Here is an 18,417-nt window from a genome sequence, read left to right as displayed (position 1 = left end):
GTACTAATCGAAAAGGCTTATTCCCTACTCCCCACTCCCTATTCCCTACTCCCAGTCTACGCAAGTCAGTTCAATAATCAAAGCGGATTACTATATCACTCAGGGATAAGTGGACTCATTGGATCTAAAGAAGTTGTAAAAACAAAATAGATTACCCCAGTTCCGAGAATCATCACAGCGAGACTGAACAGCAACACCCAACGGTCTGTTGGTTCATAAGTATCTTCTTCGATATGACGACGGACAGCGAAATAGTGTGACGTTGAGAGCCACACCGTGACCAAACCCACCAGCGAGAAGACTAAACCTAACTTCCAGCCGTTGCCAGGATGGGGTATCAAAGGTACTTGGAAAGCACGCAAACGCACGATGACGACACCAAAACCTAAAAGAGCGATCCCTGTCCGCATCCAAGCGAGGTAGGTACGCTCATTTGCCAAGTGATCTCGGACTCTGGACGGATTCAGTCGTCCTGGCTTTTTTTTATCTTTATCTTCTTCTGTAGGTTTCAATTTTAACTGCATCAATAACACCCTTATCCCCAAAGCGGCTCTTCGCAAAAAAACGCGGAGGTAATAGCAAATCTCCTTCCAGATGACTTGCACCCAGCGCAATAGTTGCGCTAATAAAATATACCTGTTGTGATTGTACATTTTTTTCAAAATTTATTTTAATGCAGATATCTAAATAAAACAAGCCTGACCGAGTAATTCGTAATTCGTAATTGATGGTACAGAGCAACTGTACGTAATAAAGGGTCATAAAAAAAACAGCCCAGATCAGAGAGGTTTTTCACAAGTGCTTGTCCTGTTTTTCCTCTGATTTTGGCTGTCACCCGATTTAAATTGAGAACAATCATTCAAAATATAGACTATGCAGTTCTATTTCAAGACTGATTGGTAGGCGCATTAGGAACTCGTGTATCTATTAGAGCCTGTGATACATTCGGGATAAACCAGTTAACTTGGTTAGCTTTGGCAATTTGAGCATTAGGAAAGTTGATTTCAATTGCAGCAGTATCTGGATTGGTCTTAATCACCAACTTACTGCCATCAGCTATCTTGATAGCAACAGGCTCTGTAAATACTTGTCCGTCTGGGGTTAAACCTGCAATTTTGGCATCATTTGGGAGATAAAAGCCATCACAATCCCAGTTATCTTTAGTGGACTGACCATCAGCTAGAAAATACAGGTCATTGTCGTATACGGCATCTTCATTCTCTTCATCATTTGGTCTTTTGCCGTATACTGCTATGGTCTTACCTGTTTGGTTGTCGCATTGACCCCAGTTGATTCCTGTCTCTAAAGTATATTTTTGGAATGCTAACTCATCGATTTTCTGCTGAATTTCCTCTGGTGTGACACCTTCGATTTCAGTTTGGGCTTCTTTTGCCTTAGTCAGTGCTTTAATTGATTTAGTGACTTCGATGTAATCAGGGTTTTTGCTAAATTTTGGTCTGTCAGCAAAAGAAGGTTGAGCAAAGGCTAAATTAACGAAAATCATCAAGACAATTAGCAGAGATTTCCAGATTTTCATGATTTGAGTCCTGTTAATGGGTAAATTTTGCAGATTTTAATTCATTTTGACGAAAAAGTTCATGATGCACATCTTCTTAAAGACTTAATCAAGAATTCAGAAGTCAGAATTCAGGAGTCAGAATCAATGAGTAGGGGACTTAAACCCATCTATTCACATGCCCTTCTCCTATGGTCGTCGCTACGCGAATGGGTTCGGCAGTCGCTCATGGGGAGCCACTGCGTTGAACGGGTTCCCCGGCTTAAAGCAAGTGGCGTGGAAACCCCCTGTTCCCGCGCTGCCGAGGCTCGTTGCGCTAAAGCTTCTCCCATTGGGAGAAGACTGGCTACCGCTTTGCTAACACCAGTCGTACAGAATTCAGAATGAATTCTGACTCCTGACTCCTGACTCCTGAATTCTGTTTTGTTAATTAATTTGCTCTTTAGGCGATGGCTGATTACTCATATTTAAAATCAATGAAAGGAGATAACTAGAAGCTACAGCTATAAGAGTAAAAGTAATATTTTCCATGACTATAAATACACCCAGACCAATCAAGATACAAGGCACAAAAGTGTTGCCATTTTCAGTTAAAAAGTTTGCGATCGCAGGCAAGTAGGTTAACTTATAAGCGGCATAACACCACACACCCACTAGCGAAAAGAAGACACCTAATATCACCAGCAGACTATCTAATTCCGAGTTGGCAAACAGGGGCACGTAGATGCTGATATTATCACTACCATTCGCAAAGGCGATCGCCGCTACATTGCAAGTTTGCGGAGAGATAAAATTGCTAATTATAGAGGGATAAGACGGCTCGGTTTCTTCTTCGGCTTCCTCTGCTGAATCCTCTTCGCGTTTTAGTAAACTACTCAGACCAATGATTATTGGCATTAAGCCAAGAAGTCTAATCCAGTCCTGCGGTATAATTAGTCCACCGAAGAAACCGGGAAGGCTAGCAATGATCAATGCAGCAAAACCGAGATATTGACCACCAAGGATGTGACCACTGCGGAACGTTTTATTTATTTGCGAAAAAAGCAGCGTCAGAATGACAATATCATCGATGTTGGTGGCAGTGAATGCCGTGATCCCTGTGGTAATTGCAGTTACTAAATCGTTCATTTTTGCAAGTCCTTATTTTCATCCTTGAGCATTGGGCATTGGGCACTTGTACTGACTTGTACTGAGCGGTGTCGAAGTAGCGTTTCCGTTGGCGCAATCTCCCTCATCTCCCTCATCCCCCTCATCTCCCTCATCCCCTGCTCATTTGCTTCTGTGCCGAAGCCTTGATTTATACTTTAGTCAAACTAACCGATAGAATCAAATGCTTTTGTTTGTCAGAATGATAAATGAAAGTGATTAAAATTTTGACACCAAGTTGTAGGGATACCATAAATGGCAGGAATGACACTTGAGCAGCTAAAAATATTTCAGGCTGTGGCGCAGCACTTACACTTTACTCGCGCCGCAGAGGAGCTTTATATTACACAACCTGCGGTCAGCGCAGCAATCCACAACTTAGAGCAAGAATACGGAGTGAAACTATTCCATCGGATTGGTCGCCATATCGAGATTGCTGAGGCTGGTAAATTATTGCAAGTGGAAGCACAGAAAATTCTCGATCAAGTCTCCTTGACTGAAAGAGGATTGCGAGAATTAAACAATCTGCAACGGGGTGAATTGAAATTAGGGTCGAGTCTGACAATTGGTAACTACTGGCTACCAAGCAAGATTAGTGAGTTTAAGAGCCGATATCCCGGTATCCAGATTAACTGTAGCCTTGCCAATACAGAAGAGATTTGTGTAGGAACGGCGACCGGACAGTTTGATTTGGGTTTGGTGGAAGGAGATGTGAAGCCAGCGCTTCAGAATACTCTGGAGTACGAAATAGTGGGGAGCGATCGCTTGCAAATTGTCGTAGGTCAAAAACACCCTTGGTTTGAGTGGGGAGAAATTGACTTAAGCCAATTGACTCAAACCCTTTGGGTGATGCGAGAACCCGGTTCTGGAACCCAGCAAAGGTTTGAGGAAGCCTTACAAAATTGGGGAATCAATCTCAGTGAACTGAATGTAATTTTAGTGTTCAATAGTGGAGAGATGACAAAAGCAGCGATCGAAGATGGTGTCGGTGCAATTGGAATTTCTGAGTTGATGGTAAAAAAAGAAATCCAGCTGGGAACTCTGCGGGCAATTCGAGTGATTGATAACAGAGAAGGCAAAGGTGCGATGCCTACGGCGGACTACGCCTACGCAGAAATAGTTCGACCTTTTTTCAAACTCAAACATCGTCAGCGTTTTCAAACTGCTCTTTCCAAAGTCTTTGAACAAATGTTGATATCTTCTATGTTAAATAAGTAAGTCAGCGAGAAAAATTCAATGTATATGAAGAAATATAAATTTGAAGTAGGAGAGTCACTGCGTTGCGCGGGTGTCCCGCGTTGTTCGCCCTTGGCGTTCCCGCAGGGTAGCAAGTGGCGTTGTGTTATGCCGTAGGCTAAGGCACCCTACATTTAAATTTAACGAATCGCACTCCCCACCTTCAATGTACTCATAAGGTGGAGATTGTGAGCGGGGGATGAGGATTAGACCTTTCGCATATTTCTACTGATGGGGTCAAAACCTCTAGAAAACCGCGTACTTTCATCGTAGTAAGCACCAGTCAGATTCGCTCCATACAACTTGGCATAGTTGAGTTTGGCTCCGCGGAGATTTGCTTCATTCAGTTTGACACCGCTCAAATTAGCTCTAGTCAAGTTCGCTTTGGCTAAGTTAGTTCTACTTAAATCTGCTCCCCAGAGTTTAGCTTTAGCTAGGTTAGCTCCACTCAAGTCAGATCCCCATAAATTGATTCCAGGCAAATAGGCTCCAATCAGCTTGTCCCGACTCAAGTTGATGGCTGGAAAATATCTTTCTCCGGCGGCAAAACGCCTTTTTAATTCTTCAGCATTCATGCGTCGCGTTGACCTTCCTTAGCAATACAGAAGTTATTTGTTCCCATTCCTGGCTTAGTTCTTCCAAAAACTCTGGCTGACCACTGCGTTGATACCAGAAACGGGCATTGTTCAAATCGCCTTCTTTGCGGTGCAGGTAAGCATGAACCCAGGCACTATCGGCATCGCTGGCATTTGCAACTATTTCATGAGCTTTGCTCCAATCACCTTTCTTGTCATACCACATTGCTTGCAGCACTTTTGGCAGTGTCTGAGGACATGAGCGCTGGTTTTCGATCAATCGCAGGAATTCCTCTGTATTCACGATCGCCACTCAACAACAATCAAACTTCTATTTCTAAGATACTGTGAGAATTTTAGATTTTAGATTTTAGATTTTAGATTAAAATTTAATCCAAAATCGTCAATCCCTTTCACATCTACTTAACCGGAATAAGTTCAAACTCGAAAGTACTGATCAAACGGTCATCAATATAGACTTCTATTCTATGCTTACCAACCGGATCGCCAGGAGCGATCGTCCAAAAATTCTCAATCACACCCTCTGGAGCCGACTGTGTGCGCCGTGTCACTGATGTAGTGCCGTCTGCTGATATTGAGAAGTCTTCACCGTTATCTGTACCCCAAGTTTCTGGAGGTTTTGGTAAATGCAAGACTTCGCGCCATTTCACTTCACCTTGGTAGTTTTTGAGTTTAATCCGCCATCCGTAGGCGTTTCCTTCCTGAAGTGGCACTCTTGTTGTCTGGAAAATGGTAACGTTACCTTTGGAGTCAACTCTCTTCAGCCCGAACTCGGTGTTAATAACAGTAATCTGTTTTGTATTCGTTGGTGCAGGAGATGATATAGCATTTTCTAGCACAACAGAAGTAGCGTTGATTGGCTCAGAACCTATGACCCCAGATATTAGCCAAAAAGAAGCTAGCACAGCAGCAGTAGCCCAAATTCTCATTAGTATGTTTTTCCTGTCAGACTTTTGGTACTTATTCAAGTAATCTGACATGTTTTCCGGGTCAACGTTACCGATGGTTGGACAAAGACGAAATTGCTTTTAAGAATCTGGCAAATTTGGACTCGGACTTGCATCACCGATAGTGTACCCCTACGGGAAAGCAAGCTACGCGTAGCGCGATGCCCTGAGCTTGCCGTACCCTTCCCTACGGGACGCCAGGGGCGAACGGGATCTTGCTACGCGTAGCGTCTCTAAGAGTTGGGTCTGGTAGAGAAGCGTTAGCGAGTCTTCTCCCAAGGGGAGGCGCCAAGGGCGAACGAGCGTCACAGCCCGCAGCAGTCATCGCTCAACAAATTTTACAAGGTTACGGGGGGCAAATCACCATAAAAAGTATACTTGGGTCTTGACTTAACCTTTTAAATTAACCTTTCCCTCAAACTTTGAACCATCTTGATGAGATGAAACTTTTTCACTACTGTGATAACTTCTTCGCCATTTTTCGAGATAATCTATAGATATTGATTTAGATGTGACGTTCACACCATTTCCTCGCCAAGCAACTTCTGAATCTGTTGTGAAAACCCCGCATTCTAATTGATCTAGCCTCATATTCCAATATTCACTAAATCGGCCTTTTAAAGTAATAACTTGCTCAAATACCTTGTTTCTGTGTTTATTTCTTCTTTTTCTTTCTGTAGCTCCTGTTGCTTCTGTATCAATAAACTTAGTTTCAATTAAAAACAGACTACCTTTAAAGGTCAGGAAGACAAAATCACACTTCCCTAAATCTGTATAATCTGAAATTGGAGATTTTTCAAATAACAGCAATTCAGCGCACGAGGGAAACAAGTCTTTAATATTCAGAAATAAATAAGCTTGCAAGAGAAGTTCCTTATCATAAGGAAACAAGATCACTCCTTCAAAAAACTTTTGAATGTCCTCCTGAGTTTGGGGTTGAATTCTTTTACAGTATGAAACAAATTTATGTAGCTCGTTTACGATCATCAAGTTCCTAACTCCTTCCCCCGGTCGCAGCCTTAAGGGTATTAGCATAAAAAGATACCACTACCTTAAGGAAAATATCATCCGCATAAGTAACTAAAAAAACGATCCCAATCCTGAATACTTAAGGTAATTTACTGTTGACAGTTGAGTAAAATTAATTTTTAACTTGCTTTTTAGTATTTGGTGGATTTTTCACTCCTGGCCTCAGCTACCAGTCAGCGATTTTATATGAGCAGTAAAACTGGCGTTTTGCAAAGCTTGAACAGTTATTCTAGAATCTTGTACGCAAAATTGCCAACCCAAGCGAACAAGTTTACGAGAACTTTCAGTTTGGATAATTCCAATCACTGGCATTTTTGCCTTTTCTTTGTCTCCTGACTGTTCTTGCAAAATTGTTTTCAAGCGATGTAGTTCTTCGATATTATTTGCTTGCTGGGGATTTAACTCCACCATCACCATTTGTACTGTTTCCACTGGTTCTGCATCTTCAAGGATAAATTGAGTTTGCTCGTCGCGTCGATCTACTTTTCCCCAAATAATCAATCTGGTATCAACTTGGAGTAGGGAACTAATGCGTTCATAGATTTTAGGAAAAACTACAGCTTCTGTTTGTGTAGTGAGGTCTTCTATTTGCAAAATTGCCATCTGATCACCTTTTTTCGTAACCACTTTTTTCACGTTATTCAACATGACAACTGCACAAAGCCTTATTTCTTCCTTTTGTTCTCCCAGTTGCGAAAGGTTAATTGGCGTCAAAAGTGGTGCTATTTGCCGTAAGGATTTCAGTGGATGATCTGATACATAAAAGCCTAATAATTCTTTCTCCATCTGCAACTTTTTCTGTGGGGGCAAATCCATCACAGGTTGAGATTTGGGAACAGTTTCAAAGGCATTCTTTACTCTTTTATTCTGAGTTGAAGAAAATCCGTCGCCTAATAAATCCAAGAGATTCCCTTGACCACTAGCTCTGTCTTTAGCGCGAGATTGCGCCCAATCATACACTAATTCTAAGTCGTTAATTAACTGTTGGCGGTTGGGTTGAATTTTGTCCAACGCTCCACAGTAAATCAGCGATTCTAGAGTGCGGCGGTTAACAGCACGTAAATCGACGCGATCGCACAAATCAGCGAGGGATTTAAACTCTCCTGTCTCATTTCTCGCCTCCAAAATACAGGCGATCGCATTATGTCCCACGTTACGCACCGCCGAAAATCCAAACAAAATCTTTCCGGCTGTCGGCGTAAAATCAACACCAGAACGATTAATGTCTGGCGGATCTATGGAAATACCCATATTTGTACAGTTAGTAATATATCTCTGTACCTTATCGGTATCGCCACTGTTAGCCGTTAACAGTGCCGCCATATATTCCAATGGATAATTAGCTTTTAAATATGCTGTTTGATAAGTTACATAACCATATGCAGTTGAATGGGATTTATTGAAACAATTGGAAGCTATTAAGCCATTTTTAACCGCAAAATTATGGTCACGCTCAACTCCAATGTCATAGACATTTTCTTTCCCTAAATATTTACGTGTGGCTATTTTTATCATCTTAACCTACCCCCCGAAAAAAAAAATTGCAAAATTAATTAATTGATAAAATGATGACAATTGTAGTTGTATTAATACCTATAATACAAAATTATATCACTAGAAAACACTGCTACACTCTTACACAAAAGTAGCCCAAATATATCAAAACTTTGGCAAACTCTTAAATAGACAGTTAATAGCTATATAATTGCTGCTTTTAAAATTTATTAAACACATTGCAATACATAGTTAATCCGCTTAGTCAGATGACTGAGGAGTGGGGAAGAAGCAGGGGAACTCTTAGAGGATGTTTGTCAAGTCTGAAAGTGTACTAGAAACCCCGCTTCCATTCCTCTGGCCGTTGGCGTCAGCCTGCCGTTAGGCAAGCTCAGAGAGGCTTTGAAACCCCCATTCCCGCACTTCGTGCCGCTACGCGAACGTAGGGAAAGGGGATTAGGTTCGGGAAGCTTTGGTGTTACAAAAAATACTTTTCAAACATCCTCTAAGAGGATGTTTGTCAAGTCTGAAAGTATACCAAAAAAACTCGCTTCCATTTCCCCGAAAGCTCAAGAGGCTTTGAAACCCCTATATTCTCTTGTAGAGAAGGGAATATGGGGGTTAAGTTTGGGAGTTTTTGGTGTTAGCAATAATACTTTTAAAACATCCTCTTAGCTGAGGAGAAAAGTTTTCCCTTCTGCACCCCGCCCTTCTGCCTCTTTCCAATGCCGAATGTGTCAGTTACTATCGTTGAAAAGCAACTCGGTATAAGAGGGTGTTCGTAGGTGAAAGTGGCGCTGATCGTAATTTTGGCGGTGGTTGTGGGATTGTTTGTGGTAGTCGAGATCGGACTGCGATCGCTCTTTGGCTTTGGTAATCCCCTAATTTACATTGGCGATGAGCAGATTGGTTATTTATTGGCTCCTAACCAGCATACCCGTCGTTTTGGTAATCGCATTGAAATTAATCAGTATTCGATGCGAAGTAGTCCCATAAATAAGACGCCTGCACCTTCTGGGCTGCGAGTTTTACTGTTAGGTGATTCTATTGCCAATGGTGGCTGGTGGACGGATCAGACTAATACAATATCAAGCCTGATGATGCGTTCTCTAGCATCATCTACTAATAGTAATTATCAGGAAGTAGAAGTGTTGAACGCTTCAGCTAACTCTTGGGGACCAAGGAACGAGTTAGCTTATTTACAGAAGTTTAGCAATTTCAACGCGCAAGTGGTAATTTTATTAATTAATACCGATGATTTGTTTGCTACTCCTCCCACTTCTTTACCGGTAGGACGCGATCGCAACTATCCCGATAGTAAACCTCCCCTAGCATTAGTGGAAGTGTGGCAACGTTATATCGTCAAGGAAAAGCCAATTCCCGAAATGAAAGCAGTGTATAATGAAGCAGGCGATCGCGTTGGAATTAATCTGGAGGCGATCGGCAAAATTCAAGCCCTGACTCGCCAAACTAACAGTCAATTTCTATTAGTGATGACTCCCTTACTGCGAGAAATTGGTCAACTAGGTTCCCGCGATTACGAAATTAAAGCTCGCCAGCGCTTGAACGATTTTATCAAAGCACAGCAAATTAATTATATAGACTTTTTACCGATATTTAATTCAACTACCAACCCGCAAGCTTTATATCACGATCATATTCACCTGAACTTGCAAGGTAATAAATTTGTCAGTGAAGTTATGGAGCGATCGCTTTTAGAAATACTAGGGGAGGCGTCACTTGCTCACTAATAACATGGGCTACTATAGCATTTCCTGCTCTGGTAAGGTACAGGCTCAGTGACTAAAGCTATTGCTAAATAAGGGTTTTTCTGTACCTCATCCGACGAGTGAAAACCGCTATAAGTTAGTGGGCGTGAATAATTAAAGGTTTATAGTCAGTAGCTACACCCTATTTTAAGGTCTGAAGCCCCTTACTACGAGCAAGTTTAATTAATTTTACATTCCTTAATATAGTTTGATGTATTCTTGCCCACTTACTTAATTCTTCTTAACTGAACAATATTGTGTTATGTCGCACAAACTAATTTGTCGGTTTATGCGTCAACGATTGAATGACATTCAGTAGCTGCTCAGGCGTATATGGCTTAGTTATATAGGCATCAGCAGCTTGCTTCTTTGCCCACAAGCAGTGAATTGCCTGATTTTTGCTACTACAAATTAGAATCGGCACTTTTTGACTAGTCAGATTTGTTTTGATGAAGCGACACAATTCAAATCCACTCATTCCCGGCATTACTACATCAGTAACAATCGCATCTGGCTTTTCTTCTAAGATTATTTCTAGAGCTTCTTTAGCACTAGTCGCCTTAATAATATTGTAACCTCTATCGCTGAGATAATGACTAATTAATTTCAATTCACTCAGGCAATCTTCTATAACCAGAATGGTAGCGATCCAGGTAATACTCAACCTTAAATCTCCAAAAAATATGTTGGTGAAGTGGAGTTATTTTTTATATTAGGAAATTAAACAATATGTTGAAAGATGACTTTTAGTAAATCTCCTTGTGTAAAAGGTTTAGTTAAATAGCCTGATGCTCCAACCATCTTAGCTTTAGCTCTATCTATAAATCCTACTTTTCCTGACACCATAATCACAGGTGTATTTTTAAAATGTGAGTGTTTACGCAGCAAAGAGCAGAGTTCATATCCATCTAAATTAGGCATCGAAATATCCAACAAAATTATGTCGGGTTTTGTGCGAACAATCTGCATTAAAGCTTTCAAAGAATCGGTGACTCCCACAACAGAAAACGTTTGCTCATCTAAATAACTTTTAATAACATTCAATACCGCAGGACTGTCATCAATACAAAAGATTGTGTATAGTTTTTTGTCAACAGGCGGTTGGATGATTCCCTGACCTCTATGATCATTAGTATTAATAGGGTAGGCTGCTGGTTTATAGCCGTTTGTTCTAGGCAACTTTGGTGTAGTTTTGGCTTGAGGTTGTAGCTGATTTATTTGGAACAATTGTGAGGGGTGCGATTGAGAAGTTGGTGATGTCTGATGATAAGCCGCTTCTCTACGAGAGTCTTCTCTTTCAGAGAGGCTAACGCCAACGCTTCGAGGCGTTTGACATCGTTCAACTAATAAGCGGAGATTTAGATAACAAAACTTTGGCATGTCATCCAGAAAGCTGTCAGGAATAAATTCATAACTCCCCTCTTCTAAGTTCAAAAATGACTCCAGAACTTCTAGTGCTAATTGCTCTATCAGTATCGCCGCTTGAGACGGACTGATATATTTTTGATTGACCAACCAGCAAATAGCCAGATAATCTGGATTCGGTATTGCTTGATTTTCAATACCAGTTTCAAATATCGCCCGCAACTGTTGGTCGATTCCGCAAGGGAGAGTAGAAATTTGTTGACTCAAGCGTTGCAAATTCCGATAAAGCGGCTCAAACATTTTCTCTGAATAGCAAGCATAAATTAGTTTACCCTCGTCCATATATATTGACCAAGAGCCTGATGTGCTAAACACCTGCAAACAACCAGTAACCGACTTACCAGTGATTTTTTTTAACAGAGATAAGGGCTGGAGCTTTTGAAAAAATCTGTATCTACTAATCGGAAGTGTCTTCATTGCGATAGCTCTGGAATAAAATTAACATTTGCAGGCAAAATTAGTGAATTACCTTTTCGGAATTCACCGCGACTTTGTTGGAAGCACTGTCAGATAAATATAGCGATAACATTTGAGTTAGTACAGAGATTCCACACCCCCCAACTCTTAATTCACCAATCTCTGTTAAGCTATCAAGCACGAGTTATAACTAAACCAATTCATGCTATTTTCCAATAGCAAAATTGCCCGACTAGTTGCCAGGATATAGTATTTCAAAAATTAGATTGGTTTTCTGTATCTTTCGCTAATCTAGCCAATCTAACAGTAACTCAAGTATCACGCACAGACAATTGGCTCTCGCCCATCAGTCACAAAAGCATCATTGTTATCCGTATTTTGCAGCTTACAATTGCAAATACTTTAGTTCTCTTGCAAAAGTTTTTTTTACCCCTAATATTAAAGTCTGGAATGACTAAAACCTACTGTAAGGTAGACGAAAATGGCTTTGTATCATGGCTTTTAGGCATTAAGTCCGCACTGACGAACTATGTTTTTGTCGCCATGACGAAAGTCGTCAGGTACTTTTCCAAGAAGTTTATTCTTGAGGGGAACTTCATTAAAAGAAAAAGTATTATTAAAAACTAAGCATTCCAAAAGTTCAATGTCTTACTTAAGTTTGTGATTGTAGAGCAACTCTTAGTGTTGGGATTGGGCAAAATTATCACTTGCACAACAAAAATGGTAATGGTAAACCTCCGACCAAGGATGAGTTAGCTGATAATTGCCGCCATGATGGTATGTGGTGAGATGCACAGGCGACCAGTTCAGCAGAAGGGAATCTCTTCATAAGTACAGGAAACGGGTTCTGATGTTGTATGGGGCTAAATAGTCACCCTGTACAGTTTGGAGCGACAAATCAAGAATTTACAGCGAAATGCTTGATTGGTAGTACATACCGGCAAAATAGCTATTTTCAGCTAGATGGTAGATAACAAGTAACGTACTCACTAAAATTCAGATTACTATAATTTTCAAAAAAAGTTAGCATAAATATATAAACTTCATGATAAGTCAGTAAACAAAACATCAAAACTAATTAATATCATCTTCCAGATAATTGTCATAAATATTTATTTTTTCGGATGTCCTGAAAGGCTGAAAATGTACAGTAAAAGATAATTTCTGATGCTTATTTAATTACACTTATAGATGAGTGAATCATTATATGGTAGCAATTTGCCCGAAAAATCTCAAGTTTTAAAAGTCACAAATATAAATACAAAATTATACGCGTAGGCGTAGCCCGTGGTAGACATTGCATTCATTAACCTATAAGGTGTATGTAGCAAAAAGACGCAAATAATTTCTTTGCGTCTTGGGCGTGAGATTTAGAAATAAACATCCTCACCGTTATATTTCTCCATCTAGTTAAAGTTGCTCCCGCCAGCACCAGCTTAAAAGTGTGCCACCAGCCACCAGCTTAACTACTTCCAGTAGCCAATAACCACCGTGTAGTAAATTCATTGTCGATGGAACAGCAGCAGCAGCTTCAAATAGGTTGAGTTGAACTCCTATAGCGCACATCTGCGGAGTTAATAAATAGGTGTCAAGCATAGCTATAGTTAGCAGTAGCGCAGATAAAACAATACTGCCAATACGCCAGTGATATTGGGTTTTGCTCAAAGCTAATGCCCCAGTCAGTACTACAGCAGCAGAGAATAATTCCATCCGATTGAAGTTCCAAAAAATCGTATAGCCTGCTGTCGTAAAACCAGCTTGGCTCATCATCCCAGAAAGATAAAGACTAGGCATAATTACCCAGTCTAAAACTAGACTAGCACTAAGCCAGAAGCCCAAAGTCACTATGATTGCGGTTTGCCAAATTGGCCGTTTGAATTCAAGGCTAGAAATAGCAGTCATATAAATAATTACGTGTGTTGTATATTTCTTAGTTTCTAACTTCACTAGCAGTTTGACAAGAAATATCAACTAACCTTTACAAAGCGATCGCTCTTAATTCTGAACTCAAGACTTAGAGGAGATATTGCGATAATAGATCAAGCTAATGATGTTTTTACCAGAAGGTAAGGTGATTATGGCAATCACATTAGATAAAGCTGCATCTGGGAATATGACTCTTGAGGAGTTCTTTAATTATGACGATGGTACAGATGCTCTCTATGAGTTTGAAGATGGAAAATTGCTTCTGATGACGGCTGAGAGTGAGATAAATCGACGAATTGCCATGTTTATCCTTGTCTGCTTTGTGCAACTGGGTATTCCTGCTTATCGGCTGTCGATGAAAATGGAAATTGTGACTACTGGCTCACGGGTGCGCGTTCCTGATTTGGTAGTGTTTTCTGAAGAGTTGGCAACTGCGATGGAGGGGGCTAAACGATCTACGGTGATGCCAGAGATGCCACCGCCGTTATTGGTGGTTGAGGTGGTGAGTCCCAATCAGAGCAGTCGTGATTATCGCTACAAGCGATCTGAGTATGCAGCGCGGGGTATTGCTGAATATTGGATTGTTGATCCGATACAACAGCGAGTGACGGTTCTGGAATGGGTAGAGGGTTTTTATGAGGAGAAGGTGTATCTAGGAGATAGTGCGATCGCAACGCTTGTATTTGCTGATCTAAAGTTGACTGCTGCTCAAATTTTACGAGCGTGATGGAGATTCAGCAGGGAATGAAGGATTTGCTGAAGTGATTTCTCCCAACTCTATTTAGTGGTACTACACGCGCTAAACTCACCAAGTCTGAAGCTTCAGAGATTCTGATTCCAGTTCCACCTTAGAAGAACAGCGACGAATTGCAGAGATACTCGATCGCGCCCAAAAACTCAGGTCTAAACGTTGGCAAGCGATCGCTCTTAATTCTTAACTCAATCCCAATGTTTTTTAAACTTAGTTGAGAAATATTAAGATTTTATAAAAATTAATTTAAATAATGTTCCAAGTGAATAGTGAAAAAGTACAGCTTAAAGACAAAGAGATATGACAATCCTTATTTGAGTAGTTCTTTGTTGGTTGAGAAAAGAAGCGATAACTTTTCACCCTTCAATACTCTCTTCGACAAGAATATCGCCATTACCGACAATAGTATTTTGGAAATAAGCTCCGTGAGCCCGACCGAAATCACTGAGGTAAGACCCTTTGAGATTAGCATTTTCAAATCTGGCGCAAACAGCGTCAGCATCGGTCACACTAGCCCCTTCCAAATTAGTACCAATGAACCTAGCCAGACTCAATTTGGCATAGCTGAGATTAGCCCCACTCAAATTAGCTGCCAACAGATTAGCTCGACTCAGGTTAGCCCCACTCAGGTCAGCCTCTTCCAAATTAATCCCACTAAAGTCTCTCTCCCCAGCAGCATAACGCTTGAGCAACTCTTCAGCATCCATAAATCACCTCTTGCATCAATGTTCCCAAAGTCCATAAATTAGTTTGCAATACTTAATATTCGATAAACTAATAATTAGTATTTCATAATATTGTGATTTCCAACACATATTTTTTTGTATGGATTGTGTAAAGTCTATCTACGGAGTCAGATTACTAGATAAATTTATGGTAATTCGAGCGCCAAGCAGTAGCATCCCTAGCTCTGCCGTGGTATTGACCTTACTTACAGTTCGGTTATTTCATTCCTTGTAGAGCAATTAGTAGGCAACGGAAGCACAAGTTTAGTTGCTGCCAAAGTATTCCATTATTACATTCACTATCTAGCAGGAGGTGAATACCTGAGAGCTAGAAACGAGTACCTCAAAGCTTTATGGGGAAATGATTTTATCGCTCTGCCATCCCTTGTATTTTTTGGGCGGATGTCAGTGGTTGAAAGCAAGACTGCTGTTGTCTTCTCATAAGTCACTAAATTGATTTATGGGGATTTGAATTTTGAATTTTGAATTTTGAATTCCCCGAAGGGGTTGACGTAGCTATACGCAAATTAGCGATACCAACCGTAGAGCTACCGCTAACGCACTATAAAAAACAAAAAAGCAGATGAGTACAACACGCAAGTTTCGTTTAGGTGCATTCATTCAAGCCACTGGGCATCATATCTCTGCTTGGCGACACCCCGATTCACAAGCAGATGCTGGTCTGAATTTCGAGCATTACAAGGAAATTACCCAGACAGGCGAACGCGGGTTGTTCGATGCAGTTTTCCTGGCGGACAGTCCAGGAGTCTGGGGCGGCGCTCCAGAAACTCAGTATCGCAACGGTAAAATTGCCCATTTCGAGCCGGTCACTCTCTTCTCGGCCTTGTCCTCCGTGACCCAAAACATCGGCTTCATTTCCACCGCCTCGACCACCTATGAAGAACCCTACACCCTGGCACGTAAGTTTGCTTCCCTGGACTACTTGAGTAAAGGCCGGGCAGGGTGGAATGTTGTCACCACAGGCAATGAGAATGCTGCACGTAATTTTGGGCTTGAGCATCACCCGGAACACAGCCAGCGTTATGAACGTGCTGAAGAGTTTGTGGAAGTGGTGAAAGGATTGTGGGATAGTTGGGAAGATGATGCCTTCATCCGTGACAAAGAATCTGGTGTTTATTTCGACCCAGATAAACTACATACACTTAACCACAAGGGCAAATATTTTTCTGTAAAAGGCCCTTTGAACGTCGGTCGTCCGCCCCAAGGTTATCCCGTGATTGTTCAGGCTGGAGCCTCCGAATCGGGACGGGACTTGGCCGCACGCACTGCCGAGGTGATTTTCACCGCCAATCAAACCCTAGCTGATGCACAAGAATTTTATACTGACATAAAAGGTAGGCTGGCACAATATGGGCGATCGCCAGACGATCTAAAAATTATGCCTGGTGCTTTCCCAATCATTGGCCGTACTGAAGAAGAAGCTCAAGAGAAGTACGAATTCCTGCAATCGTTAATCCATCCCGATGTCGCCTGGGGTATTTTAAAGAACTATTACAAAGGTGTGGATCTATCTAAATATTCTTTAGATGATGCGGCTCCTGAACTACCTAGCGACACCAACACTAACAAAAGTCGTCTCAAGCTGGTCAGAGATTTGGCGACTCGTGGCACTCTCACACTACGCCAGTTGTATCTCTCTCTTGCCACCGCACGAGGACATCGTACCATCCTTGGTACTCCCGAAAGCATTGCCGACCAGCTAGAAGAATGGTTCAACAATGGTGCAGCAGATGGTTTTAATATCATGCCGCCAATCCTCCCCACAGGATTAGATGACTTCATTAACCTAGTCGTTCCCATCTTGCAAAAACGCGAACTATTCCGTACCGAATACGAAGGCAGTACCTTGCGTGAAAACCTGGGATTGCGTCGTCCGGGCAATCGTTTTACCGCCAAACAAGTGGATGAAAGATTGGTGTTGGCGTAAATGACTTTTAATATCTGCACCGTGCTTAAGCAGACATGAAAATTCATTAGTTATACACAAATTAGCGATACCAACGGTAGAGCTACTGCTAACGCACTATAGAAAACAAACATACATATGAGTACAACACGTAAGTTTCGTTTAGGTGCATTCATTCAAGCCACCGGCCACCATATCGCCGCTTGGCGGCACCCCGATTCACAAGCAGATGCTGGATTAAATTTCGAGCATTACAAGGAAATTACCCAGACAGCCGAACGCGGCTTGTTCGATGCAGTTTTCCTTGCCGATAGCCCCAGCCTACAAGACAACAGTGAACCGGAGGTGCTGAAGCGCAACGGCAAATTAGCTAAGTTCGAGCCAGTGACCCTATTTTCCGCACTCGCCCCACTAACCAAACATATTGGCTTTGTTGCTACCGCTTCGACGACCTATGAAGAACCCTACACCCTTGCACGTAAGTTTGCCTCGCTAGACTACCTAAGTAACGGCCGAGCAGCCTGGAATGTAGTCACCACAGGCAATGAGAATGCCGCCGGTAATTTCGGTAGCGACCAGCATCTAGAGCATGGACAGCGTTATGAACGCGCCGAAGAGTTTGTGGAAGTGGTCAAAGGCTTGTGGGATAGCTGGGAAGATGATGCTTTCATCCGCGACAAAGAATCTGGTGTCTATTTCGACCCGGATAAACTGCATACACTCAACTATAAAGGCAAACATTTTTCTGTAAAAGGCCCTTTGAATGTCGGTCGTCCGCCTCAAGGTTATCCGGTGATTGTGCAGGCTGGTGCTTCAGAAGTCGGTCGTGAGCTGGCGGCACAAACTGCTGAAGTTATTTTTACTGCCAACCAAACACTCGAAGACGGGCAAGAATTTTATGCGGATGTGAAAAGCAGGTTGGCTAAATATGGCCGCCATCTGGACGATTTGAAAATCATGCCGGGTGTGTTTCCGGTGATTGGCCGCACTGAAGAAGAAGCCCAAGAAAAATACGAATTCCTGCAATCACTAATTCACTCATCGGTAGCGTGGGGCTTACTCAAAACACGTTATAAGGGCATTGATTTATCTGGCTATTCACTCGACGATCTTGCACCACCATTGCCTAGTGATACCAACGGTGGTAAGAGCCGCCTCAAGTTGCTGACGGATCTCGTAAATCGCGGCAACCTAACACTGCGCCAGTTGTATCTCTCTGTCGCTACCGCGCGGGGTCATCGCACCATTATCGGTACGCCGGAATTGATCGCTGACCAGTTAGAAGAATGGTTTAACAATGGTGCGGCAGATGGCTTTAATATCATGCCGCCAATCCTGCCCACAGGATTAGATGACTTCGTTAACCTAGTCGTCCCCGTCTTGCAAAAACGCGGACTGTTCCGTACCGAATACGAAGGCAGTACCCTGCGTGAAAACCTGGGATTGCGTCGTCCGAGCAATGGTCTTGCTGCTAAACAAGTGAACAAGAACCTGGTGGTAGCGTAAATGAATT

19 protein-coding genes are annotated in these 18,417 nt (G+C 41.9%); 6 read left to right on the top strand and 13 right to left on the bottom strand.

The annotated features are described in order from the left end of the window. Positions 1 to 95: 95 nt before the first annotated feature. Both V7L05_RS12670 and V7L05_RS12665 read right to left on the bottom strand, forming a co-directional pair. Complete coding sequence (locus V7L05_RS12670) at positions 96 to 653, bottom strand: YidH family protein (RefSeq protein ID WP_335164498.1); 558 nt, start codon at positions 651 to 653, stop codon at positions 96 to 98. A 233-nt stretch (positions 654 to 886) separates the two neighbouring features. Beyond that, positions 887 to 1,537, bottom strand: a complete 651-nt coding sequence (locus V7L05_RS12665; RefSeq protein ID WP_335164497.1) for a hypothetical protein — start codon at positions 1,535 to 1,537, stop codon at positions 887 to 889. Positions 1,538 to 1,744: 207 nt separating this feature from the next. Here V7L05_RS12665 and V7L05_RS12660 point away from each other — a divergent pair, with 207 nt between their 5' ends. After that, positions 1,745 to 1,903, top strand: a complete 159-nt coding sequence (locus V7L05_RS12660; protein ID WP_335164496.1) for a hypothetical protein — start codon at positions 1,745 to 1,747, stop codon at positions 1,901 to 1,903. A gap of 39 nt (positions 1,904 to 1,942) precedes the next feature. Here V7L05_RS12660 and V7L05_RS12655 read toward each other — a convergent pair whose 3' ends face one another. Continuing rightward, on the bottom strand, positions 1,943 to 2,644 hold the full coding sequence (locus V7L05_RS12655) for a cadmium resistance transporter (protein ID WP_335164495.1): 702 nt from the start codon (positions 2,642 to 2,644) through the stop codon (positions 1,943 to 1,945). Continuing rightward, complete coding sequence (locus V7L05_RS12650) at positions 2,641 to 2,769, bottom strand: hypothetical protein (RefSeq protein WP_335164494.1); 129 nt, start codon at positions 2,767 to 2,769, stop codon at positions 2,641 to 2,643. Before V7L05_RS12650 ends, V7L05_RS12655 begins: the two co-directional genes overlap by 4 nt. A 148-nt stretch (positions 2,770 to 2,917) precedes the next feature. Between V7L05_RS12650 and V7L05_RS12645 the strand changes: the two genes are divergently transcribed. Further along, positions 2,918 to 3,880, top strand: a complete 963-nt coding sequence (locus V7L05_RS12645; RefSeq protein ID WP_335164493.1) for a LysR substrate-binding domain-containing protein — start codon at positions 2,918 to 2,920, stop codon at positions 3,878 to 3,880. A gap of 224 nt (positions 3,881 to 4,104) precedes the next feature. Here the strand turns inward: V7L05_RS12645 and V7L05_RS12640 are convergent, their stop codons facing one another. The 5 genes from V7L05_RS12640 to V7L05_RS12620 all read right to left on the bottom strand — a co-directional run bounded on the left by V7L05_RS12640 (position 4,105) and on the right by V7L05_RS12620 (position 7,985). Next, complete coding sequence (locus V7L05_RS12640) at positions 4,105 to 4,473, bottom strand: pentapeptide repeat-containing protein (protein ID WP_335164492.1); 369 nt, start codon at positions 4,471 to 4,473, stop codon at positions 4,105 to 4,107. Then, positions 4,463 to 4,777, bottom strand: a complete 315-nt coding sequence (locus V7L05_RS12635) for a hypothetical protein (protein ID WP_334946553.1) — start codon at positions 4,775 to 4,777, stop codon at positions 4,463 to 4,465. The genes V7L05_RS12640 and V7L05_RS12635 overlap by 11 nt, the downstream gene beginning before the upstream one ends. A 115-nt stretch (positions 4,778 to 4,892) precedes the next feature. Then, complete coding sequence (locus tag V7L05_RS12630; RefSeq protein WP_335164491.1) at positions 4,893 to 5,423, bottom strand: hypothetical protein; 531 nt, start codon at positions 5,421 to 5,423, stop codon at positions 4,893 to 4,895. Between the two features lie 408 nt (positions 5,424 to 5,831). Then, entirely contained in the window at positions 5,832 to 6,428 is a 597-nt protein-coding gene (locus tag V7L05_RS12625; RefSeq protein ID WP_335164514.1) for a hypothetical protein, read from the bottom strand. Between the two features lie 204 nt (positions 6,429 to 6,632). Continuing rightward, positions 6,633 to 7,985, bottom strand: a complete 1,353-nt coding sequence (locus tag V7L05_RS12620; RefSeq protein ID WP_335164490.1) for a helix-hairpin-helix domain-containing protein — start codon at positions 7,983 to 7,985, stop codon at positions 6,633 to 6,635. A 764-nt stretch (positions 7,986 to 8,749) separates the two neighbouring features. Between V7L05_RS12620 and V7L05_RS12615 the strand changes: the two genes are divergently transcribed. Continuing rightward, the gene (locus V7L05_RS12615) at positions 8,750 to 9,715 is read left to right on the top strand and encodes an SGNH/GDSL hydrolase family protein (protein ID WP_335164489.1); all 966 of its coding nucleotides are present in this window, start codon (positions 8,750 to 8,752) and stop codon (positions 9,713 to 9,715) included. Between the two features lie 292 nt (positions 9,716 to 10,007). Here V7L05_RS12615 and V7L05_RS12610 read toward each other — a convergent pair whose 3' ends face one another. The 3 genes from V7L05_RS12610 to V7L05_RS12600 all read right to left on the bottom strand — a co-directional run bounded on the left by V7L05_RS12610 (position 10,008) and on the right by V7L05_RS12600 (position 13,477). After that, the gene (locus V7L05_RS12610; RefSeq protein ID WP_335164488.1) at positions 10,008 to 10,397 is read right to left on the bottom strand and encodes a response regulator transcription factor; all 390 of its coding nucleotides are present in this window, start codon (positions 10,395 to 10,397) and stop codon (positions 10,008 to 10,010) included. A 56-nt stretch (positions 10,398 to 10,453) separates the two neighbouring features. Next, complete coding sequence (locus V7L05_RS12605) at positions 10,454 to 11,575, bottom strand: response regulator (protein ID WP_335164487.1); 1,122 nt, start codon at positions 11,573 to 11,575, stop codon at positions 10,454 to 10,456. Between the two features lie 1,410 nt (positions 11,576 to 12,985). After that, complete coding sequence (locus V7L05_RS12600) at positions 12,986 to 13,477, bottom strand: hypothetical protein (protein ID WP_335164486.1); 492 nt, start codon at positions 13,475 to 13,477, stop codon at positions 12,986 to 12,988. Between the two features lie 145 nt (positions 13,478 to 13,622). Here V7L05_RS12600 and V7L05_RS12595 point away from each other — a divergent pair, with 145 nt between their 5' ends. Then, positions 13,623 to 14,228: a Uma2 family endonuclease gene (locus V7L05_RS12595; RefSeq protein ID WP_442937025.1), complete on the top strand. Its 606-nt coding sequence runs from the start codon at positions 13,623 to 13,625 to the stop codon at positions 14,226 to 14,228. Between the two features lie 380 nt (positions 14,229 to 14,608). On the opposite strand, the gene V7L05_RS12590 is transcribed toward V7L05_RS12595, so the two are convergent. Beyond that, on the bottom strand, positions 14,609 to 14,959 hold the full coding sequence (locus V7L05_RS12590) for a pentapeptide repeat-containing protein (protein WP_335164485.1): 351 nt from the start codon (positions 14,957 to 14,959) through the stop codon (positions 14,609 to 14,611). Positions 14,960 to 15,560: 601 nt separating this feature from the next. Here V7L05_RS12590 and V7L05_RS12585 point away from each other — a divergent pair. Both V7L05_RS12585 and V7L05_RS12580 read left to right on the top strand, forming a co-directional pair. After that, positions 15,561 to 16,925 (top strand): LLM class flavin-dependent oxidoreductase, encoded by a 1,365-nt coding sequence (locus V7L05_RS12585; RefSeq protein ID WP_335164484.1) that lies wholly within the window; start codon positions 15,561 to 15,563, stop codon positions 16,923 to 16,925. A gap of 117 nt (positions 16,926 to 17,042) precedes the next feature. Further along, the gene (locus V7L05_RS12580; RefSeq protein WP_335164483.1) at positions 17,043 to 18,410 is read left to right on the top strand and encodes an LLM class flavin-dependent oxidoreductase; all 1,368 of its coding nucleotides are present in this window, start codon (positions 17,043 to 17,045) and stop codon (positions 18,408 to 18,410) included. The last annotated feature ends 7 nt before the right edge of the window (positions 18,411 to 18,417 follow it).

The sequence above is a fragment of the Nostoc sp. genome (genome assembly GCF_036917755.1).
Taxonomy (GTDB): Bacteria; Cyanobacteriota; Cyanobacteriia; order Cyanobacteriales; family Nostocaceae; genus Nostoc.
Note: the sequence above shows the minus strand (reverse complement) of the source record. Positions and strands in the feature narration are given on the sequence as shown.

Excerpts from the sequence above, each read along its gene's own strand:
- V7L05_RS12670 (WP_335164498.1), bottom strand. The coding sequence starts at position 653 with ATGTACAATCACAACAGGTATATTTTATTAGCGCAACTATTGCGCTGG.
- V7L05_RS12665 (WP_335164497.1), bottom strand. The coding sequence starts at position 1,537 with ATGAAAATCTGGAAATCTCTGCTAATTGTCTTGATGATTTTCGTTAAT.
- V7L05_RS12660 (WP_335164496.1), top strand. The coding sequence starts at position 1,745 with ATGGGGAGCCACTGCGTTGAACGGGTTCCCCGGCTTAAAGCAAGTGGC.
- V7L05_RS12655 (WP_335164495.1), bottom strand. The coding sequence starts at position 2,644 with ATGAACGATTTAGTAACTGCAATTACCACAGGGATCACGGCATTCACT.
- V7L05_RS12650 (WP_335164494.1), bottom strand. The coding sequence starts at position 2,769 with ATGAGGGGGATGAGGGAGATGAGGGAGATTGCGCCAACGGAAACGCTA.
- V7L05_RS12645 (WP_335164493.1), top strand. The coding sequence starts at position 2,918 with ATGGCAGGAATGACACTTGAGCAGCTAAAAATATTTCAGGCTGTGGCG.
- V7L05_RS12640 (WP_335164492.1), bottom strand. The coding sequence starts at position 4,473 with ATGAATGCTGAAGAATTAAAAAGGCGTTTTGCCGCCGGAGAAAGATAT.
- V7L05_RS12630 (WP_335164491.1), bottom strand. The coding sequence starts at position 5,423 with ATGAGAATTTGGGCTACTGCTGCTGTGCTAGCTTCTTTTTGGCTAATA.
- V7L05_RS12625 (WP_335164514.1), bottom strand. The coding sequence starts at position 6,428 with ATGATCGTAAACGAGCTACATAAATTTGTTTCATACTGTAAAAGAATT.
- V7L05_RS12620 (WP_335164490.1), bottom strand. The coding sequence starts at position 7,985 with ATGATAAAAATAGCCACACGTAAATATTTAGGGAAAGAAAATGTCTAT.
- V7L05_RS12605 (WP_335164487.1), bottom strand. The coding sequence starts at position 11,575 with ATGAAGACACTTCCGATTAGTAGATACAGATTTTTTCAAAAGCTCCAG.
- V7L05_RS12600 (WP_335164486.1), bottom strand. The coding sequence starts at position 13,477 with ATGACTGCTATTTCTAGCCTTGAATTCAAACGGCCAATTTGGCAAACC.
- V7L05_RS12595 (WP_442937025.1), top strand. The coding sequence starts at position 13,623 with ATGATGTTTTTACCAGAAGGTAAGGTGATTATGGCAATCACATTAGAT.
- V7L05_RS12590 (WP_335164485.1), bottom strand. The coding sequence starts at position 14,959 with ATGGATGCTGAAGAGTTGCTCAAGCGTTATGCTGCTGGGGAGAGAGAC.
- V7L05_RS12585 (WP_335164484.1), top strand. The coding sequence starts at position 15,561 with ATGAGTACAACACGCAAGTTTCGTTTAGGTGCATTCATTCAAGCCACT.
- V7L05_RS12580 (WP_335164483.1), top strand. The coding sequence starts at position 17,043 with ATGAGTACAACACGTAAGTTTCGTTTAGGTGCATTCATTCAAGCCACC.